A 23,508-nucleotide genomic window follows, 5' to 3' on the forward strand; every position below is an offset into this window, starting at 1 on the left:
TTTTTCGCCTCCCTGTTCGGCGGAAGCGGCGGCGCGCCTTCGGTCGTCTCCCGGCGGGACGAATCAGGCGGCGTGGCGTAGGCGAGCGCCGGATTGGCGGCGGCGGGAGCGTGCTGTTTCGCGTCCTTTTCGCCATGGGTGATGACGGACGGCAGCGCGGCCAATCCCACGGGCCTCGGCGGCGGCAGAGGCGCATCGGCGACGACTTCAGGCTCGAGCGCGGCCGGACGCCGGGGCGGCGGCGGCGCGGCGTCGAGCGGATGCGTTTTTTCGGGCGCGTCGCTGGCGGCCTGATCGTCGAGCGGTTCGGGCTTGGCTGAATCCGACTTCACCGGCTCCGATTTGGCCGGTTCGAGCCTGGCCGGTTCGAGCCTGGCCGGCGCGGGCGGTGGAGCGGCCTCGGGCGGGGCCGGGGCAGGCGCCGGCGGCGCGCCCATAAAAGTTTCGCCGCGCGGCAGGTCGGTCTCGGCCTTGGCCATCAGGCGGCGCTGCGGTTCGAGTTGCGAGACTTCGCCGCCCTCGTCCTCGCCGCCGTCGGCCATTTGCCGCCCGCGGGGGTTGCGGCCGGCGACGCGGGTCGGCTGGACCGGCGGAACGCTTTGCCGCGCCTCCTCCTCGTCCTCGCCGCCGCTTCCGCCGAACAGGGAGGCGAAAAAGCCGCGCAGGCCGCCGGTATTCTGGGCCTCGGCGACCGTGATGGCCTCGCCGCCGCGCGCCAGAATGTCGGCGCGCGCCTCTTCATAACCGGGAAGCAGCTTGCCGTTGCTGGCGATATGCACGGTCTTGCCGTCGGGAAACAATCGGGCCAACTGGTCGTAGGTCATGCGCGGCCAGTGCCGGACGCCGCCGACGTCGAGATGCACGAAGGGCGTGTTGGCGCGGGGATAATAACCGACGCCGCCGCGCTGCATGCGCATGCCGATCTCGCGCAGCTTCTCCATCGACATCGAGGGCATGGTGGTGTCCATCGCCTTGCCGAGCATGTGCTGCGAATGTTCCGCCACGGCCCGCGAGCGGCGCCGCAGCATGGCGTTGGTGGCCGGGCAGCGATAGGCCGAGACGACGATGACCGGATCGTCCGGCCCCATGCGGTCGGCGGAGCGATAGGCCTCCCACAGCACGTCGAACAGCCGGGGGTCCATGTGAGTCGGCTCGTCGTTGCGCCAGTCGCGCAGGAACCAGTTCAGCTTCTCCAGCGTCTCGGCGTCGTAATGCCCGTTGACCCGAAAGGTCGCGGCAATGCTTTCCTTGCTGTGCGAATGATAGAGAAAGAGCGTGCGGGTGTCGCCGTTGGCGGCGGCGGATTCCAGAGCATTGGGAGCAAGCGAGGCGGAAAGGGCGATAAGCGCCGCGAGAGCCTTGATCCCGCCGCGCCGCCACAAGGAAGCCCCGCCGCGCCCGGCTTGCCTGAAATGGACCCGAAAAAAGCCCGCCTTGAGGTTTGCCAAGATCAATCGCGCTCCCAACCGGCTCGCCTGCGCTCACGCGCGTTCAACTTTTTCGGACCATTAAGGAAATTCGTTAACGCTTCGTTTCGGCCGCATTGTCTACACCATTTGCGGCGAAAACGCCACGCCCAGGGAATTTCGGCTCCGCGCGGGTTTTGACGCCGCCCGCGCAAAACTTCTAAGATCGCCCGACTCAGCCCGGACCGACCGGCCCGAATCAAGGATCGCCGATGATCAGCTTCCGCTCGCACCGTTTCGCCAGCCTCGCCTTGCTGGCCGCCCTCGCGCCCTCGCTGGCGCGCGCCGCCGACATCGCGCTCGACAATGTCTCGCTGCCGACCAGCGACGTCAGCAAGCTCACGTTCAAACATATCGAGTTCAAGGACGCCAACATATCGGCCGAGGAGGCGACCAAACTGTTCTCCGGCGCGCTGCCGCGCGACGCCGTCGCCGACATGCTCGGCAAGCTCAAGGCCGCGCGCGTCACCGCGAACGAGGCCGTGATGACCTCGGACAAGCCGGGGTCCGTCGTGTTCCGCGATTTCAACGGCGAGGGCGTCGACCAGGGCGCGATCGCGCATCTGAGCCTCGGCGGTATCGACGCCGACATTCCCGGCGACACCGGCGGCTCCGCCGTCACCCTGAAGAGCCAGGCCGTCACCATCGACGGCGTGCGGATCCAGCATCTGGCCGAGGCGATCAGGAGCGGCGAACCCGCCGCCATCAGCGTTCGGATCACCCACGCCGCCTGGAGCGGCTTCGATATGAGCACGCCGGACAAGAACACGCCGGCGGGGGCGGACGGCGGCAATCTGATCAGGATCCATCTGAATTCAGCCGAGGCCGAGCAGAGCTTCGACGGCGACGCGCCGGGAAAATCGTCTTTCGTCGCCAATGGCTTGAGCATTGCCATGCCCAAGGCCTCGCAAGCCGGCGCCACCCTGACGGCGCTCGGCTATGACAAGGTCGAGGCGACCTTGAAATTCTCCGGCGCCTATCAGGCGGCGAACAGGACGTTCACGCTCGACGATTATTCCATCGACTTCGCCAAGCTCGGGTCGATCGGCCTGAGCGGCCGGTTCGGCGGGATCGACAAGGCCGCCTTCGGCAGCGACGTCGCCGCCCGGACAGCCGCCGTCCAGGCCGCCGAGGTCCAGGCGCTCACGCTCAAACTGGTCAACGCCGGCGCGCTGGACAAGGCTGTCGCGCTGACCGCCCTTTCGAAGAATCAGGCGCCGGACGCGGTCAGGGCGGAATGGAGCATGATCGCGGCGCAGGCGCCCATGCTGGCGCCGAACATTCCGGCGGCGGCGACGCTGTCGCGGGGCCTGCTGAAATTCATCGCCAACGGCAAGAGCCTCACCCTGGCGCTCGCCGCCAAGGCGCCGGCGCCCAAGCTCGCGGAATTGCAGGAGATGAAGGATCCCGCGCTGATTTCCGCGCGTTTCGACGTGACGGCGGAAGCCGACGGCGCCGCGCCGCCGCTGGCCGCCCCCATCAGCGCGCCCGCAAGCGCCCAAATGACCGCGCCGCCTCCCGCTCCGGCGCCGAACGCCCCAGCGCAAAAGCTTACCGGCGCCGCAGCCTGGGGCGCGCTCGTCGGCAACACCATCACCGGCAAGGATTCCGACGGCCTGCCCCTGAGCGAATTTTACGCGCCGAGCGGCGCGGTGAAGCAACTCGATGACGACGAGACCGCGACGGGCAAATGGATCCTGCGTGGCGAAAACGTCTGCTTCATCTTCCCCGGAGAGAAGCAAGAGACCTGCTACAAGCTGGAAGTCGCCGGGGATGTCGCGACCTTCATCGACGAGGACGGCGACGGCAAGCGCTACACCATCCTCAAGGGCAACGCCAAAAACCTGTGACGCGAACAGGCCCGGCTCGGCCGGGCCTCATCCGCCCAGGCCAAGCCGCTTCTTCACCTCGGCGGCATAGCCGTAAACGTCGTCGAAGGCGTGAATCTGGCCGTTCTCGTCCACTTCTTCGGTGAAATAGCCGATGTGGATGGGCAGCGGCGCGGGCAGATTGACGCGGCGCTCGCTCTTGCCGTACATTTTCTCGATGCGCTTTTCGGTCCAGCCATTTTGCGGGCCGAGCAGGGCGACGGCCCAGGCCAAGGGCTGGTCCACGCGCATGCAGCCATGGCTGTAGGCGCGCCGGGCGGTCGCGAACAAGTGCCGCGCCGGCGTGTCGTGCATATAGACCGAATAGCTGTTGGGGAAGATGAACTTCAGCCGCCCCAGGGCGTTGCGCTCGCCCGGCGGCTGCCTCACGTGCATGAGGCCGTTTTCCCAGACGACGTCATAGCCGTTCAGGGAGCGACCCATCATCTCTTTCTTGATGATGCTCTGCGGCACATACCAAGCCGGATTGACGACGACATATTCCACCCGGTTCGAAAACAGCGGCGTCGGCGTTTCCGGCTTGCCGACGACGATCTTGTTGGTCGCCACCAGCGTCTCGCCGCGATAGAGGCGCGCGGCGAATTCGGGCACATTGACCATGATCCGGTCGGTCCCGAGGTCGCGCGGCATCCAGCGCCACATTTCCATATTCGCCAGCAGGCTGGCTTCCTGCGCCGCCTTCGACACGGCGGCGGCGACCGGCGAGCGCGCATCGCTCGCGCGCCGCTTCGACTCTCTCGGGGACTCCTGAGAGGCGAGGAGAAGCGACCCCGGGCTTTCACGCAAACTGGCCAGTTTTTCCCGCAACGCGCGATAACCGGGCTGCTGGGGATTATAGGAGGCGAGTTGCGCGCCCGCGTCGGCCGCCTGAAAAGTCTCCTCCAGAGCTTTCGCCGCGGAAACCACGTCCGGCCGCAGACCGATCAGCTTGCTGATGCGCGCCGGCTCGATCCGGCCGCCGCTGGCCTGGAAGGCGTAAGCCGCCACGGCCTGCGCCAGCGCGACTTCCCCGGCGGCGAGCGCGGGCGTCGGCGCGGCGTCGAGCGAAAAGATGCGCCAGGCGCGCAGATCGAGACCGTCCTCCGGCGCCCTCCGCAACCGGTCGAACACGCCGCGCGCCTGAGCCGTCCAACCGCCGGCGTCGAAAAACACCGGCGCATCGCCGTTTTCCGCGTAAAAGGCGTCCACGGCGCGCAGCACGGCGCGCTGCTCCGCCGACAAGTTTTGTAGCGCCGCCCCGGTCAACGCCGCGCGGATCGCGGCGTTGACCTCGGGTTTTAGCGGGCCGTAGGTTTCCAGGGCGTTCTCGGCGGCAGGCGGCGCGGCGCCGGCTGGTTCGTTGGCCGCCGCCGTCTGGCCGCGACCGTTTCCGCCAGCCGCCAGGACGACGGCAAGCGCAAGAACGGCGCGCTTGCCGAGGACCCCCGCCCTGGCGCACGCCGAAAATTCGACAGGCGATCGCATGTGTGAACCTCGCGTCAGCGCCGAGGGGAAGTGTAAACGAAGCCGACGTAGCTCCATCAAGAGCCGATCGCGCATCAAATGCAATGCCCGTCAAGCACGGGCATGCAGTTTTTGCGCATCGTCGGCGCCGCCGCCACTCTCCTCGGCGAGGCCATAATCCTTCATCTTGCGGTAGAGGGTCGAGCGCCCGATCCCGAGCTTGCGCGCCATTTCCGACATCTGTCCGCGGTAGTGCGTCAGGGCGAAGTGGATGACTTCCTGTTCCAAGGCGTCCAGCTTGCGCACGTCGCCGTTTTCGTCGAGCAGCCTGAGCACGTTGGGGTCGCGCACCTCGACCCGGACGATTTCCCGCTGGGCGTGGGCCGCGCCGACCGGCGCCGGCGCGGGCGGCACGCGCACGTCGAACCCCTCGACATGGGCGGCGATCTGCGGAAATTCCGCCACCGTCAGCTCGTCGCCGTCCGACAACACCACCGCGCGGAAAAGGGCGTTTTCCAGTTGGCGGACATTGCCCGGCCAGTCATAGGTCGAAAGCAGCGCCAGCGTCTCGGCGGTCAGGCCGCGCAGGCGCTTGCCCTCCTCCGCCGCGAAACGCGCGAGAAACCGGCGCGCAAGATCGGGCACGTCGACGCGGCGGTTGCGCAGCGGCGGAATGGAGATCGGGAAAACGTTGAGCCGGTAATAAAGATCTTCCCGGAATGCGCCCTTCTTGACCAGTTCGATCAGATTCTGGTTGGTGGCGGAGATCAGGCGCACATCGACGCGCACCGATTTCCGCGCCCCGACCGGATCGATCTCGCCTTCCTGCAAGGCGCGCAACAGCTTCACCTGCGTTTCCAGCGGCAGTTCGCCGACTTCGTCGAGGAAAAGCGTTCCGCCATTGGCTTCGACGAACTTGCCGGTGTGCTTGTCCGTGGCGCCGGTGAAGGCGCCTTTCTCGTGGCCGAACAGGATGGATTCGACCAGATTTTGCGGCAGCGCGCCGCAATTGACGGTGACGAAAGCCTTGCCCTTGCGGTCGGAGCCGCCCTGGATGGCGCGGGCCATCAATTCCTTGCCGACGCCTGATTCGCCTTCGATCAGGACGGGAATGTTCGACTTGGCGGCGCGTTCGCCCAGCCGCACCGCCCGCATCATGTCTTCCGAGCGGGTGAAAATGTCCTTGAAGGTCAAGGCGCCCATGGCCTTGCGGCCGATGCGGCGGATTTCGTCCTCCAGCGCATCGAATCGCAGCGCGTTCTTGATCGAAATCTGCAGCCGCTCGGCGCCGACCGGCTTGACCACGAAATCCAGCGCGCCGGCGCGCATGGCTGAGATCACGGCTTCGATCGAACCATGCGCGGTCTGCACGATCACCGGCGTGGAGATCCCGCGTTCGCGCATGCGCCCGAGCACGCCCATGCCGTCGAGGTCGGGCATGACCAGGTCGAGAATCAGCAGGTCGACGGGTTGGCTGTCGGTCGCTTGCAGGCGGTCAAGCGCGGCCTCGCCGCCCTCGACCGTCTCGACCGCGTATCCGAACCGGCGCACCATGGCTTCCAGCAGGCGGCGCTGGACCGGATCATCGTCGGCGATCAGAACGGTGGAAGTCATTTTTCTCTTTCGCGTTTCGCCTATGCTGGAGCATCAGGGTAAATGCGATGTTAATGGCGCGAAGACGGTTGATCCCAGCGCGAAACGCACCAATATGAATCCGACCCGCGCCCCAAGCCTTCCCCGCGACTCAAGCCTTCGAGCCTCCCCGCCATATGAAGACCAACGCCTCCCTCCTCCACTCCGCCGTTCTCTCCTCCCCCGGCGACGCCGGAGCCCAGAAATCCGACGACCTGCCGGTCTGGCGGCTCGACGATCTCTATCCCGGCCTCGATTCGCCGGCCTATGCCGCCGATCTCGCCAAGGCCGCGCGGGATTGCCGCGGCTTTGCCGAAAATTATCGCGGCAAGCTGGCCGGGCTGCTCGCGGAAGGCGGCGCGGGCTTGTTCGAGGCGATAGCGGCCTATGAGCAAATCGACGATCTGATCACCCGCATCATGTCCTATGCGGGCCTCGTCTATGCGGAGAATACCCTCGATCCAGCCCGCGCCAAATTTTACGGCGACGCCCAGGAAAAGATCACCACCGCCTCGACGGATCTGCTGTTCTTCCAGCTCGAACTGAACCGGCTCGACGACGAATCGCTCACGGCGGCGCTGGCGAAACCGCCGCTCGATCATTACCGGCCGTGGATCGAGGATTTGCGGCGCGAAAAACCCTACCAGCTCGAAGACCGCATCGAGCAATTGTTCCACGAAAAATCCGTCACCGGCCATTCCGCCTGGAACCGGCTGTTCGACGAGACCATAGCCGGGCTGAGTTTTTCCATCGACGGCAAGGACCTGACGCTCGAACTGGCGCTGAACCTGCTCCAGGACCGCGATCCCGCGCTGCGCGAAGCCGCGGCCAAGGCGGTCGGCGCGACGCTGAAGGACAAGCTCGGGCTTTTCGCCCTGGTCTCCAACGTGCTGGCCAAGGACAAGGCGATTTCCGACCAGTGGCGCGGTTTCAAGGATGTCGCGGATTCGCGGCACCTGTCCAATCGCGTCGAAGGCGAGGTGGTCGAGGCCATGGTGAGCGCGGTGCGCGCCGCCTATCCGCGGCTGTCGCACCGCTATTACGCGTTGAAGGCGCGCTGGTTCGGCAAGGACAAACTGATGTACTGGGACCGCAACGCGCCGCTGCCCGACGCGCCCCGGACCGATTACAACTGGGCGCAGGCGCGCGACGCGGTTTTGGGCGCCTATGCCGGTTTCTCGCCAAAAATGGCGGAGATCGCGCGCAAATTCTTCGATGACCGCTGGATCGACGCGCCGGCGCGGCCCGGCAAGGCCCCCGGCGCCTTCGCCCATCCGACCAGCCCGAGCGTCCACCCCTATGTGCTGCTCAATTACCAGGGCAAGCCGCGCGACGTCATGACGCTGGCCCATGAGTTGGGCCACGGCGTGCATCAGGTGCTGGCGGCGCCGCAGGGACCGTTGATGGCGCCGACGCCGCTGACGCTGGCCGAGACCGCGTCCGTCTTCGGCGAAATGCTGACCTTCCGCGCCCTGCTGGCGGCGGCGAAAGACCCGACCGAGCGCCGGGCCATGCTGGCCTCGAAAGTCGAGGACATGCTCAACACGGTGGTCCGCCAGATCGCCTTCTACAGCTTTGAACGCAAATTGCACGAGGAGCGCAGGAACGGCGAACTCACGGCGGAGCAAATCTGCGATCTCTGGATGAGCGTGCAGGGCGAAAGCCTGGGACCGGCGATCGAATTTGGGCCGGGCTACGAGACCTACTGGGCCTATATTCCGCACTTCATTCATTCGCCCTTCTATGTCTATGCCTATGCCTTCGGCGACTGCCTGGTGAATTCGCTCTACGGCGTGTACCAGCGCGCCGAGCCGGGCTTCGTCGAGAAATATTTCGCCCTGCTTTCGGCCGGCGGCTCCAAACATTACAGCGAATTGCTGGCCCCCTTCGGCCTCGACGCCCGCGACCCCTCGTTCTGGGCCATCGGCCTGTCGATGATCGAGGGCATGATCGACGAGTTGGAAAAGCTGTGATGTTTTTTTTGCTCTGGCTCATCCTGCTCTGGACCGCAGCCGCCTGCGCCGGCCTCGCCGTCTTCAACCTGCTGCTGGCGAAGCTGATCGAGCGGCTGGTTCCGCCCGTCGGTTCGTTCGTTGAAGTCGAGGGCTTGCGGCTGCATTACGTCGATAGCGGCGACAAGCCGGGGCAGGACGGCCCGCCGCTGCTGTTCGTCCACGGCTGGCTCGGCCAGCTCAACCATTTCTCCTACGCCTTGGCCGCGCTGTTTCCCGAACGCCGCGTGGTTCTGGTCGATCGGCCGGGCTGCGGCTATTCGCAGGCGGCGGGCGCCCCGACCATCGCGGAGAATGCGGCTGTGCTCGCCGCCTTCATCGACAAGATCGGCCTGCAAAAGCCTCTCGTAATCGGCCATTCGCTCGGCGGCGCCATCGCGCTGGCGCTGGCGCTCGATCACAGCGCGAAAATCGCTGGCCTCGCGCTGATCGCGCCCTTCACCCAATTCCTCTCGGCCTCCCCGTTCTACAAGCTCATGGCCGAGCAAGGGCGCCTGTCGCGCTGGCTCAGCGCCTGGCTGTTGGGACCGCTGCTGTCCGTCTTGCGGGCGGCTTCGCCGATGCATCCGGGTTTCGCGCCCGAATCCATTCCGCGCAAGTTCTGGACGAGCGCCGGCGGCCTGCTTCCGATCCGCGCCGATACGCTGCTGGCGGGAGCGCTGGAGATTCCGGCGCAGCAGCGCGAACTCGACGCCATGCAGGCGCGTTATGCAACGCTTTCGACCCCCGTCAGCATTCTGTTTGGCGCCAGCGACCGTCTGCTGGACCCCAAGGCGCAAGGCGAAACCTTCTGCGCTGTCGCGCCCGACGCGACCTTGACGATGATCGACGGCGGCCACGGCCTGCCGATGACCCAGCCCCGGGCCTGCGAGACTTTCATCCGCGCCGCGCTGGCGCGACCTTGAGCGGAGAAGATGATGGCTTTGAAACAGGGAATTTTCGCAAGCCTGCTGTTTGCCGCCAGCCTCGGGAGCGCGGCCGCCCTTGAGCTGAAAAGCCCGGACATCGCCCCCGGCGCGACCATCGCGGACAAATTCGTGTTCAAGGGTTTCGGTTGCGCGGGCGGCAATCTTTCGCCGGCGCTGGACTGGAGCGGCGCGCCGGAGGGGACGCAAAGTTTCGCCTTGCTCGTCCACGACCCCGACGCCCCGACCGGCGGCGCCGGCTTCTGGCACTGGGTCGCCGTGGATATTCCGGCCAACGTCCATGCGCTGCCGCAGGGCGCGGCGGTTCCTGCGGGCGCGAGGGAAATCGCCACCGATTTCGGCGCGCCCGGCTATGGCGGCCCCTGCCCGCCCAAGGGCGACAAGCCCCACCATTACAACTTTACCATCTACGCGCTGAAGGTGGCGAAGCTCGATCTGCCGCCGAACGCCACGGCCTCGCTGACCGGTTTTCTTGTCAACGCCAACGCGCTGGCCAAGGCGACGCTGACTGGCGTTTACGGCCGATGAAGGTCTCGACCCGATAGTCCGTCTATAGACGCCGCGCCCTTCGCCAAAAACTGGACCGCCCCATGACCGACGACGAAGCCAACCGTTTCGGCGCCCGCGCCGCCCGCTATGTCGCTGTCGGCGCGCAGGCCGGGGGGCTGGCGGCCCGGATGCTCTCGGGACGCCTGTTCGGCGGAGGCCGCGACGCCGACCCGCAAAAACTCGCGGCGGCGCTCGGCGGCTTGAAAGGCCCGTTGATGAAAGCGGCGCAGTTCCTCGCCACCATTCCCGAGATTCTGCCCGACGATTACGCCGAAGCCCTGGCGGAGTTGCAAAGCGAGGCGCCGCCGATGGGCGCCGGCTTCGTCGCCCGGCGCATGTCGGCCGAACTCGGACCGGACTGGCGCAAGCGCTTCAAGGATTTCGAGCTCAAGCCGACCTTCGCCGCCTCGCTCGGCCAAGTGCATCGCGCCACCACGCTCGATGGCGCGGCGGTCGCCTGCAAGCTGCAATATCCCGACATGGCCTCGGCGGTGGAAGCCGACCTCGCCCAACTCGATTTCGCGCTCTCGCTGCAGCGCCGGATGGACGGCGCCGTCGACGTCCGCGACGCCTATGCCGAACTGGCCGCGCGCCTGCGCGAGGAGCTCGATTATCGCCGCGAGGCCAACAACACCAAGCTTTACGGCGTGATGTTCCGCGACCGCGCCGACATCCGCGTTCCCGCCGTTCACGACGATCTGTCCACCGGGCGGCTGCTGTCGATGTCCTGGCTTGAGGGCGAAAAGCTGCTCGCCTTCAAGGATACGGGCGATCTGGCGCAGCGCAACGCCGCGGCAAGAGCGATTTTCATGGCCTGGTGGCTGCCTTTCGCGCGTTTTGGCGTCATCCACGGCGATCCGCACCTCGGCAATTACACGGTCTTCCGCGATGGCGACGCCACGGGGATCAACCTGCTCGACTATGGCTGCATCCGCGTGTTCCCGCCCGATGTCGTCGGCGGCGTCATCCAGCTCTACCGCGGCCTGCGCGCCGACGACCGCGACGCCATAGCCGGAGCTTACGAGGCCTGGGGTTTTCGGAACCTGAACGCCGACCTGATCGACGCGCTGACGGTTTGGGCGCGGTTCCTGCTCGGTCCGCTGCTGGAGGACCGCGAACGCGCGGTCGCCGACGAAGTCGCGGTTGGCAGCTATGGTCGCGGCGAGGCGCAGGAGGTGCGCCGGCGCCTGCGGCAATTTGGCCCAGTGCGCCTTCCCCGCGAATTCGTGTTCATGCATCGCGCCGCCCTTGGACTGAGCGGCGCCTTCCTGCACCTGCGCGCGCGGCTGAATTTTCATCGCCTGTTCGAGGAAGCGCTGACCGATTTCTCGGTCGAGTCCATGGCGAAACGCCAGCAGGCTCTTCTGGCGCAAGTCGGATGGACGCCGTCCGAAGCGCAGGGCTGAGCCTTGAGCGCGCGGCAAAACCTTTGCCAAAGACAAAAAGTTCTATATCAATTCCTCTTTCCCCATGGCAGTGGCGTTGCGTCGCTTTCGTGGGAAGAAAATGCGCTGGCAAGGCGCCCGCGACACGAATGTTTTGCTGAAGGAGAGGATAATGACGGCGCCACCCAGGTCGATCGATCCGTTCGCCCCATCGGCGGATCGGGAGGCGAAAGCGCCCGTCTTTTTCCCGTCCGACGCCCGTCACACGCACTGACCCGTCCCCTGCGGAATCGTCCAGACCCGCCTCACGGCGGGCTCATTCGGAGTTATTCATGCGTATTGCCGTTCCCGCCGAAACCCGCGCCCTCGAAGGGCGCGTCGCGGCGACCCCCGACACCGTCAAGAAATATGTTTCCTTCGGGGCCGAGGTCGTGGTCCAGAAGGGCGCCGGCGCGAAAGCCGGCATCACCGACGCCGATTTCGAGAAGGCCGGCGCGAAAATCGTCGGCGACGCCTCGGCGACCGTCGCGGGCGCCGATGTCGTCCTGACCGTGCGCCGTCCCGAGCCGCAGGCGCTCGTCGGCGTCGCTCCCGACGCCCTGGTCCTGTCCATCATGGAGCCCTACGGCCAGGAGCGCCTGCTCAAGGCGCTGGCCGGCGCCGGCGTGCGCGCCTTCGCCATGGAGCTGATGCCGCGCATCACCCGCGCGCAGTCGATGGACGTCTTGTCGTCCCAGGCCAATCTCGCCGGCTATCGCTCGGTGATCGAGGGCGCCAACGAGTTCCATCGCGTCCTGCCGATGATGATGACCGCCGCCGGCACCGTGCCCGCCGCGAAAGTCTTCATCATGGGCGTCGGCGTCGCGGGCCTTCAGGCCATAGCCACGGCCAAGCGTCTCGGCGCCGTGGTCACGGCGACCGACGTGCGGCCGGCCACCAAGGAGCAGGTCGAATCGCTCGGCGGCAAGTTCCTGGCCGTCGAGGACGACGAGTTCAAGCAGGCGCAGACCGCCGGCGGCTACGCCAAGGAAATGTCCAAGGAATATCAGGCGAAACAGGCGGAGCTGACCGCTTCCCACATCGCCAAGCAGGACATCGTCATCACCACCGCGCTCATTCCCGGCCGTCCCGCGCCAAGACTGATCACGGCCGATATGGTCGCCTCCATGCGCCCCGGTTCCGTCATCGTCGATATCGCGGCCGAGCGCGGCGGCAATTGCGAATTGACCAAGCCCGGCGAAATCGTCGTCAGCGCCAATGGCGTGAGGGTCGTCGGCTCGCTGAACATTGCGAGCGCGCTGTCGGCCACGGCCTCGCAGCTCTACGCCAAGAACCTGCTCGCCTTCCTCGAAACCATGATCGACAAGGAGAAAAAAGCCATTGTCGTCAACGAGGAAGACGAACTGATCAAGGCCACGCTGCTCACCAGGGGCGGCGCCGTGATCCATCCGAATTTCGCGGGCTGATCCCCGCCCCCCTTTGATTTGCTGGAGAAAGCCTTATGGCAAACGACCCCCAAACCGTGGCGGACCACGCGCAAACCGCCGCGCAGGCCCTGCGCAGCGCGGCTGACGCCGCCCAGAACTACGCCGACCAGATGGCGGCGACGGCGCATGCCGTCAGCGGCGGCGCCATCGACCCCTTCATCTTCCGTCTGGCGATTTTCGTGCTGGCCGTGTTCGTCGGCTATTACGTGGTGTGGTCGGTGACCCCGGCCCTGCACACGCCGCTGATGTCGGTGACCAACGCGATTTCCTCGGTCATCGTGGTCGGCGCGCTGCTCGCGGTCGGCGTCGATCTCGTTGACTCCCAGCAGGACGGCTCCGGCTGGGCGCAGGGTTTTGGCTTCGTCGCCCTGATCCTCGCCTCGGTCAACATCTTTGGCGGCTTCCTCGTCACCGAGCGCATGCTCGCCATGTACAAGAAGAAGGGCTGAGTTCATGGCCAATCTCGCAGCCCTGCTGTACCTCGTCTCCGGCGTCCTGTTCATCCTGGCCCTGCGCGGCCTGTCGCATCCGACCACCTCGCGCCAAGGCAATCGCTTCGGCATGATCGGCATGGCCATCGCGATCGTCACGACGCTCGCCCTGCGCCCGCCGTCCAGTTTTCTTGGCTTCGTGCTGCTCGTGCTGGGCCTCGGCATTGGCGGCGGCTTCGGCGCCTATCTGGCGCGCAAGGTCGAAATGACCAAGATGCCGCAACTGGTGGCGTTCTTCCATTCGCTGGTCGGCCTCGCCGCCGTGCTGGTCGCCGGCGCCGCTTTGTTCGCGCCGCAGGCTTTCGGCATCGGCATTCCCGGCGACATTCACGCCGCCAGCCTGATCGAAATGTCGCTCGGCGCGGCCATCGGCGCCATCACCTTCACCGGTTCGGTCATCGCCTTCCTCAAGCTTGACGGCCGGATGGCGGGCAAGCCGATCCTGCTGCCGCAGCGCCATACCATCAACACCATGCTGGCCGCCGGCCTTGCCTTGTTCATGCTGGGCTTCTTCCTGTCGGGCAGCGTCGTCATGTTCTGGGCGATCGTGCTGATCGCGCTGGCGCTGGGCGTGCTGCTGATCATCCCGATCGGCGGCGCCGACATGCCCGTGGTCGTCTCCATGCTCAATTCCTATTCGGGTTGGGCGGCGGCCGGCATCGGTTTTACGCTGGGCAATATGGCGCTGATCATCACCGGCGCGCTGGTGGGCTCGTCGGGCGCGATCCTGTCCTACATCATGTGCAAGGGCATGAACCGCAGCTTCATCGCGGTCATTCTCGGCGGCTTCGGCGGCGAGGATACGGCGGCGGCCAGCGGCGCGACGGAAACCCGCCCGGTCAAGAAGGGCTCGGCCGACGACGCGGCCTACATCCTTCAGAACTCCTCGAAAGTCATCATCGTGCCCGGCTATGGCATGGCGGTGGCGCAGGCCCAGCACGCCTTGCGCGAAATGGCTGACCTGCTGAAGGCGGAGGGCGTCGAGGTCAAATACGCCATCCATCCGGTGGCGGGCCGCATGCCCGGACACATGAACGTGCTGCTGGCGGAAGCCAATGTCCCCTATGACGAAGTGTTCGAACTGGAGGACATCAATTCCGAATTCGCGCAGGCCGACGTGGCCTTCGTGATCGGCGCCAATGACGTCACCAACCCGGCCGCCAAGACCGACAAGGCCTCGCCGATCTACGGCATGCCGATCCTCGACGTCGAAAAGGCCAAGACGGTCATGTTCATCAAGCGCGGCATGTCCTCGGGCTATGCCGGCGTCGAGAACGAACTGTTCTTCAAGGACAACACCATGATGTTGTTTGGCGACGCCAAGAAGGTGGTCGAGAGCATCGTCAAGGCGATGGCGCACTAATGATCTAGCCCGTCCCCGGCTTTGGTTCGGGGGCGGGCTTTGTTTCGCATGACCGTCGGCGCAATTGCGCCGATTTTTTTCTTCGTGATTTTCAGGCCGCGCCGATGAATTTGAGCGTTTCGAGCCTTTTCTTTGAACTCGCGGTCATTTTTCTGCCCGGCTTCCTCTGGATGAAAATTCATACGAAATACGGCGCGAAAAAACAGCGAAGCCAATTCGATCTGATTTTGAACGCGTTTTTGTTCGGGGTTGTTTCCTACATCATCCTGATGCTGATTTACCGGCTGATCGGATTGCCGCTGAACATTCTCGCGCTCGATCAAGACGGCAAGAAATTGCTGGATTCGGCGATCTTGCCGGAAATTCTGTGGGCGACATTGATCGCGCTCTTTTGCGGAATCGTGTTCGTTTATGCTGAAAACCGAAAGTTTCTGACGCGTGTGTTTCAAAAGATCGGTCTGACGAAACGCTTTGGCGACGAGGACGTTTGGGATTTTGTCTTCAATTCGAATTCGGTCGGCGTCGAGTGGGTTTATTTTCGCGATTTTTCCGAGCGCGTCGTCTACTGCGGTTACGTCAGGTTGTTTTCCGAGTCCGGACAATTACGGGAGCTTCTGCTCCAGAACGTCATTGTTTACGATTTCGACGGCAACGAGCTTTACCGGCGGCCGATGCTCTATCTTGCGCGAGAGCAGGCAAACATCCATATTGAGTTTCCCGACGCCGAAAGGACATCGAATGACCAAGGCGAGTGACGTGAAACACAGCTGGTCCTCGGAACAATTTCAAACCAGAGCGGACGGGGCGGGCTTTATTGCACCGTTGAGGGAAGGCTATCGTCGCAAAGGCGGGCAAAACCCCGGTCCTTCCGCGAACAGCCCGCGTCCTCCCGCGCCGGGGCCGTTTCGCCCGGCGCAACCTGCTTCACCAGCTCCGACGAACGCCAAAACGAAATAGGCCTTCAGACGTCATCGCCGCCCCGGCAACAAAAATCAGCCGCCGCTCTTATCAGCGGCGGCTTTTATGTTAAAAGGCGGCCATGTCGTTCCGCTCCATACACATCCGGCGAATTATCGGCCCGGTTCGCGCCTGAATCTTCCGCGCGCGCCGGGATGAAGCCTGTCCGATAGACCCTCCTCGCCGCGAGACGCCCCATGTCCGAAAAGACGCCCGAAAAGACCGGCCCCGATTATTCCGCCACGCTCTATCTGCCGAAAACCGCCTTCCCCATGCGCGCCGGCCTGCCGAAAAAGGAGCCGGAGCTTCTGGCCCATTGGGAGCAGACCGGCCTCACCGCGAAATTTCGCTGTAACGGCGCCGGCAAGCCGAAATTCGTGCTGCATGACGGCCCGCCCTACGCCAATGGCAACATCCACATCGGCCATGCGCTCAACAAGATCTTGAAAGACATCGTCGTGCGTTCGCAGCGCATGAGCGGCAAGGACGCCAATTACGTTCCGGGCTGGGACTGCCACGGCCTGCCGATCGAATGGAAAATCGAGGAGCAATATCGGGCCAAGGGGCGCAACAAGGACGAAGTGCCCGTGGTGGAATTCCGCCAGGAGTGCCGCGCTTTTGCGCAAAACTGGCTGAACATCCAGCGTGAGGAGTTCAAGCGGCTCGGGGTATCCGGCGAGTGGGACGGCCGTTACGCCACCATGGATTACGCCGCCGAGAGCATCATCGCCGCCGAAATCCTGAAATTCGCCGCCAACGGCCTGCTCTATCGCGGCTCCAAGCCGGTGATGTGGTCGGTGGTGGAAAAGACCGCGCTGGCCGAAGCGGAAGTGGAATATGAGGACCACACGTCGGATTGGGTGTTCGTCGCCTTCCCGGTGCGCGGCTCCGAAGCGCGCGTGGTGATCTGGACCACCACGCCCTGGACGCTCCCCGGCAACCGCGCCATTTCCTATTCGCGCCGGATCGCCTACAGCCTGTACCGCGTGATCGCGGCGCCCGACGGCAATTGGGCCAAGCCCGGCGACGAATTCATCCTCGCCGACAAGCTCGCGGAAGACGTGCTCAAGACCTTCAAGGTCGAAGGCTTCGAAAAAATCCGCGAGGTTCCCGCCAGCGAACTCGCCGGTCTCACCTGCGACCATCCGCTCAAAAACCTCGGTTACACCTTCGGCGTGCCGCTGCTCGACGGCGACCATGTCACCGACGACGCCGGCGCCGGCTTCGTCCATACCGCGCCGGGCCACGGCCGCGAGGATTTTGACATCTGGATGGCGTCGGGCCGCCTGCTGCTTGAGCGCGGCATCGACGCCCGCATCCCCTACACCGTGGACGCCGATGGTTTCTACACCAAGGAAGTCCCCGGTTTTGAAGGCGCGCGCGTCATCGACGACAAGGGGAACAAGGGCGACGCCAACGCCCGCGTGATGGACGCCCTGATCGCGGCGGGCGCGCTGCTGGCGCGCGGGCGGCTGAAGCACTCCTATCCGCACAGCTGGCGCTCGAAGAAGCCGGTGATCTTCCGCAATACGCCGCAATGGTTCATCGCGATGGACAAGCCGTTCAGTCTGTCCGGCGCGGCGAGCAATGGCGCGACTCTGCGCGAAATCGCGCTGGAAGAAATCACCCGGACCAGATGGGTTCCCGCCGCCGGCGAAAACCGTATCACCGGCATGATCGCCAACCGCCCGGACTGGGTGGTGTCGCGCCAGCGCGCCTGGGGCGTGCCGATCGCGGTGTTCGTGAAAAAGGGCGGCCACGACATTCTGGTGGACGACAAGGTCAACGCCCGCATCGTCCAAGCCTTCGCGGAGGAAGGCGCCGACGCCTGGTACAAGGCGGGCGCCGCCGAACGTTTTCTCGCGCCGGACTACGACCCCGCCGATTACGAAAAGATCGACGACGTGCTCGACGTCTGGTTCGACTCCGGCTCGACCCACGCCTTCACGCTGGAAGACGCCAAACATTTCCCGACGCTGGCGGGAATCAGGCGCCGCCACGACGGCGGGCCGGACGAGGTGATGTATCTCGAAGGCTCGGACCAGCATCGCGGCTGGTTCCATTCCAGCCTGCTCGAAAGCTGCGGCACGCGGGGACGCGCGCCCTATGATTCCGTCCTGACCCACGGCTTCGTGCTGGATGAGAAGGGCCGCAAAATGTCCAAGTCGCTGGGCAATGTCGTCGCCCCGCAGACGGTGATCAAGGACGCCGGCGCCGATATTTTACGCCTGTGGGTGGCGGCTTCCGACTATTCCGACGACCTGCGCATCGGCAAGGAGATCCTCGCCACTTTCTCCGAGACTTATCGCAAGCTGCGCAACACCTTGCGCTGGATGCTCGGCGCGCTCGCGCATTTTGACGCGGCGCAGGCCGTTGCGCGTGAAAACATGCCGGAGCTGGAGCGCTATATGCTGCACCGGCTGGCCGAAGTGGACGCGCAGGTGCGCGAGGCCTATGCGGCCTTCGACTACAAGAAGGTGGTGGCGACGCTGACCGCCTTCATGACCGGCGATCTCTCCGCCTTCTATTTCGACATCCGCAAGGACGGCCTCTATTGCGATCCGCCGTCCAGCATCACCCGCAAGGCGGCGCTGACCACCATCGATATCCTGTGCGACGCGCTGCTGAAATGGCTCGCGCCCATCCTGGTCTTCACGGCGGAAGAGGCCTGGCTCGCCTTCCGGCCGGCGGACGCTTCGGTTCATCTCCTGGAATTCCCGAGCGGACTGGAAAGCGGTCGCGACGAAACCCTGGCCGCCAAATGGAAGGCCGTGCGCCGCATCCGCGCCGTCGTCACCGGCGCGCTGGAGATCGAACGCGCCAATAAAACCATCGGCGCCTCGCTCGAAGCCGATCCGCAAGTCTTCATCGCGGACGATTCCCTGCGCGCGGCGTTGGAAGGCGTTGATTTCGCCGATATCTGCATCACCTCGCACATCGAGGTGTTTTCAGGCGCGGCGCCGGAGGGGGCATTCACCTTGCCTGATACCCCTGGCGTCGGCGTGGTCAGCCGCCGCGCGCGGGGGCGCAAATGCGCGCGTTCCTGGCGCATTTCGCCTGACGTCGGCGCCGATCCGGAATTTCCCGACGTCACGCCGCGCGACGCCCAGGCCCTGCGCGAATTGCGCGCGGCGGGCGTATCGGCTTGAACCGCCGGCTCGCCGGCTTCGCTCTGGCGGCGGCGGTGTTCGCCGCCGACCAGGCGTCAAAACTTTGGGCGATCGGCCTGCTCGACAGCCCGGACGCCCCGCGCATAAAACTGACCCCGTTTCTCGACCTGACCATGAGCTGGAATCGCGGCGTCGCCTATACGCTGCTGCGCTCCGACAGCGATTTCGGGCGCTATGCGCTCGCCGGCCTGTCCATCGCCGCCTCGCTGTTCATCGGTTTCCTGCTGTGGCGGACGAAAACCACCGTCAGCGCCGCCGCATTCGGCTGCCTGATCGGCGGCGCGCTCGGCAATGCGCTGGATCGGCTGACCCACGGCGCCGTGGCGGATTTTCTCTATTTCCACACGCCGTTCTGGGCCGGACCTCTGGCCAATTATGTGTTCAATGTCGCGGATGTCGCGATATTTGCCGGCGCCGTGCTGCTGATATATGAGTCTCTCACGAGTAAAGCGCCGGTTGCGCCATAAGCTTCCTTGCCGAAAATTCGCCAAGAAGCAACGGTAAGCGATCCGTGAGGGATCGCGGCGGAATTTTGAGGATTGTACATGGCCAGGAGCAATGGGATCAGCGCCTTGATGGCCGCGCCGCTGTGCGCGGCGGCGTTGCTTTCGGCCCCCGCGCGGGCGGAAGAGTCGCTGTTTGACACGGCGGGCGCCCAGCCGGCGGTCGAAGCGGCGGCGCCCAAGCCGGTCGCCGCGAAAAAGCATGTGGCCAAACACAAGCCCGCGCCCAAGCCGAAGGAAGCCGTCGTCGATCCGGCGCCCGCCGCCATTGCGCCGGTCGTCGTGCAGGAGGCCGCGCCTGAACCGCAATCGGCGTTCGGACACCAAATGCCGAGGCAGTCCCTGATCAACCGCCTCATGAGTCCGGCGCGCGCCAGCGATAGCCAAGGCGGCCAAGGCGGCCAAGGCGCCCAGGGCGGCCAGGGCGGCGCCGGCGCGGCGGCCGAACCGGCCGAGCCGGAGGAAGAAACCCTTCCCAACGGCATGCCCAAAAAATTCCTGCTCAACCGCCTGTTCGATTCGAGCGCGCTTGAACCTTCCCAGCAGCCCGATCCCCGCAGTTTTCTGGCGCAGGCGCAGGCCCCAGCGCCCGCCGAGCCTTCCTTGTTCGATCGCGCGACCAGCGCCCTGGGCTTGGGCGACAAGGACAAGCAGGAGGCGCCCGCCGGCAACCTGCCGCCGGTCACGGTGACCGCGCCCGCAAAGCCCGACAGACCCGCCAAGCCCGACCGCAAGCATGGGACCGCCGCGCCCACGCCAGCGCCCGTCGCGCCGCCTCCGCCGCCACCTCCGGCCCCGGCGCCCTCCCCGTCCGGCTGGTTCGACCGGGCCACGGGCGCGATCGGCCTCGGCGGCGGCGATGAGCGCGTCCCGGATTATTCCGAGCGTCCGAAGATCGTCGTTCCGCAGAACCGCGACGCGCTGCCGCCGCCGCGCCCGGTGGACGAGCGCCTGACACAACGCCCGCCCAGCGCGGAAGCATTGACCCGGCCGCCGCCCGGCTACACCGAAAAAGTCCAGGGCGCCGACGGCAAGGTGTCCGGCTTCACCGAGCAGGACGAAGGCAAGAAGGGCTGGTTCAACTGGTTCTGACGGCGCTGTCCAGGCAAGAATTTTGCAAGCCGGGGCTGTCGCTCCGGCTTTCGCCGCCTATATTGGCTGAAGCCCACCTTCGCCTCACACTCCAGGATTTCGCCCGTGACCGTCAGTCCGTCGTTGCCCTCCCCGCCCCATGAAGCGTTGGAGGAGGCAGAGGGCGCGCACGCCGGGCCGAAAGTGAACGCCTTCCGGCTCGACAACGGCATGGAGGTCGTGGTGATCCCCGACCATCGCGCGCCCGTGGTCACGCACATGGTCTGGTATCGCAACGGCTCGGCCGACGATCCGCGCGGCAAGAGCGGCATCGCGCATTTCCTCGAACATCTGATGTTCAAGGGCACCCACAACCGCAAGCCCGGCGAATTCTCCCACCTCGTCGCCGAACTCGGCGGCCAGGAGAACGCCTTCACCTCCTACGATTTCACCGCCTATTTCCAGCGCATCGCCCGCGAGCATCTCGGCGTGATGATGGACTATGAATCCGACCGTATGACCAACCTCACCCTGTCGGACGAGGTGGTTCTGCCCGAGCGCGACGTGGTGATGGAAGAACGCCGCATGCGCACGGAAGCCGACCCGAGCGCCCAACTCGACGAGGCGCTCAACGCCGCTTTGTTCACCCATCACGCCTATGGCGTGCCGATCATCGGCTGGAGCCACGAGATCGAGACGTTGAACCGGCAGGACGCGCTCGACTATTACCGGCGCTTCTATACGCCAGAGAACGCCATTCTCGTTGTGGCCGGCGATGTCGAGCCGGAGGAAGTCGAACAGCTCGCGCGCGAGACTTACGGCAAGATTCCCGCGCGCGGCGAGCCGCCGCGCCGCGACCGGCCGCGCGAACCCGAACCCCGCGCCGAGCGAACCGTCAAACTCGCCGACGAAAAGGTGGAGCAGCCGAGTTTCGAGCGCATCTATCTCGCCCCGTCGCAGCGCACCGCCGCCCCCGGCGAGGCCGAAGCCCTTGAGGTGCTGTCGCACTATCTCGGCGGCGGGCCGACCAGCCTGATCTATCGCCGGCTGGTGATGGAGCGCAAACTCGCCGTGTCCGCCGGCGCCTATTATTACGCCTCCGCGCTCGATGACAGCCGCTTCTATGTCTATGCCGTTCCCGTCGAGGGCGTGTCGCTGGAAGATCTCGAAGCCGGCATGGACGATGTGCTCAATGAGGTCTTCCGCGACGGAATTTCCGCCGAGGATCTCAATCGCGCCATCACCCGGCTGATCGCCGACGCGGTCTATGCGCAGGACAGCCAGATGGCGCTGGCGCGCTGGTTCGGCGCGGCGCTGGCCATTGGCGGCGCGGTCGAGGATGTGCTGGGCTGGAGCCGACGCATCGAGGCGGTGACAACGGAAGATGTCGCGGCGGCCGCCAAATGGCTGAACCGTCGGCGCGCCGTCACCGGCTATCTGCTCAAAGTCGAACAAGCCGCGTGAGAACATAACAATGAACGCACCCGCAAATGTCTCCCGCGCGTCGCGCGTCCAGAAGATCGTCACGCCGGCCGGGGTCAAGGCCTGGCTGGTGGAAGACTATGCCGTGCCGCTGGTGGCGCTGGACTTTTCCTTCGAGGGCGGCGCCGCGCAGGATCCGCGCGGCAAGTCCGGCGCCGCCGCGATTCTCGCGGGCATGCTCGACGAGGGCGCGGGCGATCTCGATTCCGAGCGTTTTCAGCGCGCGCTCGACGAGCACGCCATCAGGCTGCATTTTTCCGCCGACCGCGACGAATTCGCCGGCCATATGCAGACGCTGACGCGCAATCTCGACAAGGCTTTCGAACTGGTCACGCTGGCGCTCAACGCGCCGCGTTTCGACGCCGAACCGCTGGAGCGCGTGCGCGGCCAGATCAACGCCGTGCTGAAACGCGAGTCGAAAGACCCGGACGCCATGGCGGCGCAGGCCTGGCGTCGCGCCGCCTGGCCCGATCACCCCTATGCGCGCTCGCCGCGCGGCGAATTCGGCGAAGTGGACGCCGTCACCCGCGACGATCTGGTGGCCGCGCACAACAACCTGCTGGCGCGCGACGCGCTGAAGATCGCCGTGGTCGGCGCGATCGACGCGGCCACGCTTGCAACCAAGCTCGACGCCTTGTTCGCCGGCTTGCCGGCTGTATCCGCACGGACGCCTGTGCCGGAGGTCGGGATCGCCGGGCTCGGCCGGCGCGTGCTCGTCGATCTCGACGTGCCGCAGGCCAACATCCGCTTCGGCCGTCCCGGCCTGTCCCGCCACGATCCCGATTTCATCGCCGCGACCGTGGTCAACCACATCTGGGGCGGCGGCTCCTTCACCTCGCGGCTGTGGCAGGAGGTGCGCGAAAAGCGCGGCCTGACCTATTCGGTCTATTCCATGCTGTCGACGCCGAAAGCTTCGTCGGGCCTGATCGGCGCCACCTCGACCAAGAACGAGCGCGCGGCAGAATCGCTTGCCGTGATCGCGGAAGAGGCAAAACGCATGGCGTCGGAAGGCCCGACGGCCGACGAACTCGACAAGGCGAAGAAATATCTGGTCGGCTCCTACGCGCTGCGTTTCGACACGTCCAACAAGATCGCGGGCCATCTGCTGCAATTGCAGCAGGAGGGTTTTGCGCCGGATTATCTCGACCGCCGCAACGCCGAAATCGAGGCGGTGACGGTCGAGGACGCGCGGCGCGTGGCCAAGCGCCTGCTCGGCGACGGCAGGTTTCTCGTCGCCGTGGTCGGGCGCCCCGAGGGGTTGAGCGCGGACTGATCCTTTTTGCGCGGCGCGCGCTGTTTCGAATCGTCGCGTTCGCGAGATTTGCGAAGCGCCGCGACATCAGCCGAAGAGAAATTGTGGTCCCGGCTGGTGGGCGCCGGTTGGCAGGATTCAAATTTGTCCGACAAGAGAACATCGGGCCTTATTTCGCGGATTTCCTCTGTCGCGAACACAGGCTCATTGTCGAGATCGATGGCGCGACTCATTCGACCGACGACGAGATCGCTTCGGACCGGCGGCGAGAAGCCTTTTTGCGCGAAAAGGGTTTTCGCTTGCTGCGCGTGACCAATGACGACGTTTTCAATAATCTCGACGGCGTGTGCGAGACGATTCTAGCGGTATTGGCATGAGTGCGGGAAGCAAGCTGGCTCCCTCTCCCCGCGATCGCGGGGAGAGGGCGGGG

At 65.5% G+C, this 23,508-nt stretch carries 18 protein-coding genes; 15 read left to right on the top strand and 3 right to left on the bottom strand.

The window, feature by feature from the left end; translation table 11 throughout:
- On the bottom strand, positions 1-1,454 hold a 1,454-nt coding region (locus CCR94_RS12280; RefSeq protein WP_244594046.1), incomplete at its 3' end, for a peptidoglycan L,D-endopeptidase MepK.
- 224 nt (positions 1,455-1,678) lie between these two features.
- Between CCR94_RS12280 and CCR94_RS12285 the strand changes: the two genes are divergently transcribed.
- Complete coding sequence (locus tag CCR94_RS12285) at positions 1,679-3,316, top strand: hypothetical protein (protein ID WP_104508144.1); 1,638 nt, start codon at positions 1,679-1,681, stop codon at positions 3,314-3,316.
- A 27-nt stretch (positions 3,317-3,343) separates the two neighbouring features.
- Here CCR94_RS12285 and CCR94_RS12290 read toward each other — a convergent pair whose 3' ends face one another.
- Positions 3,344-4,819, bottom strand: a complete 1,476-nt coding sequence (locus CCR94_RS12290) for a L,D-transpeptidase scaffold domain-containing protein (RefSeq protein ID WP_158254738.1) — start codon at positions 4,817-4,819, stop codon at positions 3,344-3,346.
- A gap of 90 nt (positions 4,820-4,909) precedes the next feature.
- Positions 4,910-6,412, bottom strand: a complete 1,503-nt coding sequence (locus tag CCR94_RS12295) for a sigma-54-dependent transcriptional regulator (protein ID WP_104508146.1) — start codon at positions 6,410-6,412, stop codon at positions 4,910-4,912.
- A 155-nt stretch (positions 6,413-6,567) separates the two neighbouring features.
- On the opposite strand from CCR94_RS12295, the gene CCR94_RS12300 reads away from it, so the two are divergent.
- The 14 genes from CCR94_RS12300 (at position 6,568) to CCR94_RS12370 (ending at position 23,455) form a co-directional block, all read left to right on the top strand.
- Positions 6,568-8,403: a M3 family oligoendopeptidase gene (locus CCR94_RS12300; protein ID WP_104508147.1), complete on the top strand. Its 1,836-nt coding sequence runs from the start codon at positions 6,568-6,570 to the stop codon at positions 8,401-8,403.
- On the top strand, positions 8,403-9,347 hold the full coding sequence (locus CCR94_RS12305) for an alpha/beta fold hydrolase (RefSeq protein WP_104508148.1): 945 nt from the start codon (positions 8,403-8,405) through the stop codon (positions 9,345-9,347). Before CCR94_RS12300 ends, CCR94_RS12305 begins: the two co-directional genes overlap by 1 nt.
- Before the next feature lie 12 nt (positions 9,348-9,359).
- Entirely contained in the window at positions 9,360-9,896 is a 537-nt protein-coding gene (locus CCR94_RS12310) for a YbhB/YbcL family Raf kinase inhibitor-like protein (protein WP_104508149.1), read from the top strand.
- Positions 9,897-9,958: 62 nt separating this feature from the next.
- The gene (locus tag CCR94_RS12315; RefSeq protein WP_104508150.1) at positions 9,959-11,323 is read left to right on the top strand and encodes an ABC1 kinase family protein; all 1,365 of its coding nucleotides are present in this window, start codon (positions 9,959-9,961) and stop codon (positions 11,321-11,323) included.
- Between the two features lie 311 nt (positions 11,324-11,634).
- Positions 11,635-12,768, top strand: coding sequence for a Re/Si-specific NAD(P)(+) transhydrogenase subunit alpha (locus CCR94_RS12325; protein WP_104508152.1), 1,134 nt, complete (start codon positions 11,635-11,637; stop codon positions 12,766-12,768).
- Between the two features lie 35 nt (positions 12,769-12,803).
- Positions 12,804-13,238, top strand: a complete 435-nt coding sequence (locus CCR94_RS12330) for a proton-translocating transhydrogenase family protein (RefSeq protein ID WP_104508153.1) — start codon at positions 12,804-12,806, stop codon at positions 13,236-13,238.
- A gap of 4 nt (positions 13,239-13,242) precedes the next feature.
- Positions 13,243-14,643, top strand: coding sequence for an NAD(P)(+) transhydrogenase (Re/Si-specific) subunit beta (locus tag CCR94_RS12335; protein ID WP_104508154.1), 1,401 nt, complete (start codon positions 13,243-13,245; stop codon positions 14,641-14,643).
- A gap of 170 nt (positions 14,644-14,813) precedes the next feature.
- On the top strand, positions 14,814-15,398 hold the full coding sequence (locus CCR94_RS24585) for a DUF6338 family protein (RefSeq protein ID WP_244594047.1): 585 nt from the start codon (positions 14,814-14,816) through the stop codon (positions 15,396-15,398).
- 399 nt (positions 15,399-15,797) lie between these two features.
- Positions 15,798-18,749, top strand: coding sequence for an isoleucine--tRNA ligase (gene ileS, locus CCR94_RS12345; protein WP_104508156.1), 2,952 nt, complete (start codon positions 15,798-15,800; stop codon positions 18,747-18,749).
- Complete coding sequence (gene lspA, locus CCR94_RS12350; RefSeq protein ID WP_244594048.1) at positions 18,746-19,237, top strand: signal peptidase II; 492 nt, start codon at positions 18,746-18,748, stop codon at positions 19,235-19,237. The genes ileS and lspA overlap by 4 nt, the downstream gene beginning before the upstream one ends.
- 78 nt (positions 19,238-19,315) lie before the next feature.
- Positions 19,316-20,365, top strand: coding sequence for a hypothetical protein (locus tag CCR94_RS12355; RefSeq protein ID WP_104508157.1), 1,050 nt, complete (start codon positions 19,316-19,318; stop codon positions 20,363-20,365).
- Positions 20,366-20,470: 105 nt separating this feature from the next.
- Positions 20,471-21,808: a M16 family metallopeptidase gene (locus tag CCR94_RS12360; protein WP_425332331.1), complete on the top strand. Its 1,338-nt coding sequence runs from the start codon at positions 20,471-20,473 to the stop codon at positions 21,806-21,808.
- A 10-nt stretch (positions 21,809-21,818) separates the two neighbouring features.
- Complete coding sequence (locus CCR94_RS12365; RefSeq protein ID WP_104508158.1) at positions 21,819-23,099, top strand: M16 family metallopeptidase; 1,281 nt, start codon at positions 21,819-21,821, stop codon at positions 23,097-23,099.
- 83 nt (positions 23,100-23,182) lie between these two features.
- A complete protein-coding gene (locus tag CCR94_RS12370; RefSeq protein WP_338052988.1) occupies positions 23,183-23,455 on the top strand; it encodes an endonuclease domain-containing protein in 273 nt (90 codons plus the stop codon).
- Positions 23,456-23,508 lie beyond the last annotated feature (53 nt).

The organism is Rhodoblastus sphagnicola (genome assembly GCF_002937075.1).
Taxonomy (GTDB): Bacteria; Pseudomonadota; Alphaproteobacteria; order Rhizobiales; family Beijerinckiaceae; genus Rhodoblastus; species Rhodoblastus sphagnicola.

Coding starts and splice junctions, on each gene's coding strand:
- CCR94_RS12285 (WP_104508144.1), top strand. CDS start 1,679: ATGATCAGCTTCCGCTCGCACCGTTTCGCCAGCCTCGCCTTGCTGGCC.
- CCR94_RS12290 (WP_158254738.1), bottom strand. CDS start 4,819: ATGCGATCGCCTGTCGAATTTTCGGCGTGCGCCAGGGCGGGGGTCCTC.
- CCR94_RS12295 (WP_104508146.1), bottom strand. CDS start 6,412: ATGACTTCCACCGTTCTGATCGCCGACGATGATCCGGTCCAGCGCCGC.
- CCR94_RS12300 (WP_104508147.1), top strand. CDS start 6,568: ATGAAGACCAACGCCTCCCTCCTCCACTCCGCCGTTCTCTCCTCCCCC.
- CCR94_RS12305 (WP_104508148.1), top strand. CDS start 8,403: ATGTTTTTTTTGCTCTGGCTCATCCTGCTCTGGACCGCAGCCGCCTGC.
- CCR94_RS12310 (WP_104508149.1), top strand. CDS start 9,360: ATGGCTTTGAAACAGGGAATTTTCGCAAGCCTGCTGTTTGCCGCCAGC.
- CCR94_RS12315 (WP_104508150.1), top strand. CDS start 9,959: ATGACCGACGACGAAGCCAACCGTTTCGGCGCCCGCGCCGCCCGCTAT.
- CCR94_RS12325 (WP_104508152.1), top strand. CDS start 11,635: ATGCGTATTGCCGTTCCCGCCGAAACCCGCGCCCTCGAAGGGCGCGTC.
- CCR94_RS12330 (WP_104508153.1), top strand. CDS start 12,804: ATGGCAAACGACCCCCAAACCGTGGCGGACCACGCGCAAACCGCCGCG.
- CCR94_RS12335 (WP_104508154.1), top strand. CDS start 13,243: ATGGCCAATCTCGCAGCCCTGCTGTACCTCGTCTCCGGCGTCCTGTTC.
- CCR94_RS24585 (WP_244594047.1), top strand. CDS start 14,814: ATGAAAATTCATACGAAATACGGCGCGAAAAAACAGCGAAGCCAATTC.
- ileS (WP_104508156.1), top strand. CDS start 15,798: ATGTCCGAAAAGACGCCCGAAAAGACCGGCCCCGATTATTCCGCCACG.
- CCR94_RS12355 (WP_104508157.1), top strand. CDS start 19,316: ATGGCCAGGAGCAATGGGATCAGCGCCTTGATGGCCGCGCCGCTGTGC.
- CCR94_RS12365 (WP_104508158.1), top strand. CDS start 21,819: ATGAACGCACCCGCAAATGTCTCCCGCGCGTCGCGCGTCCAGAAGATC.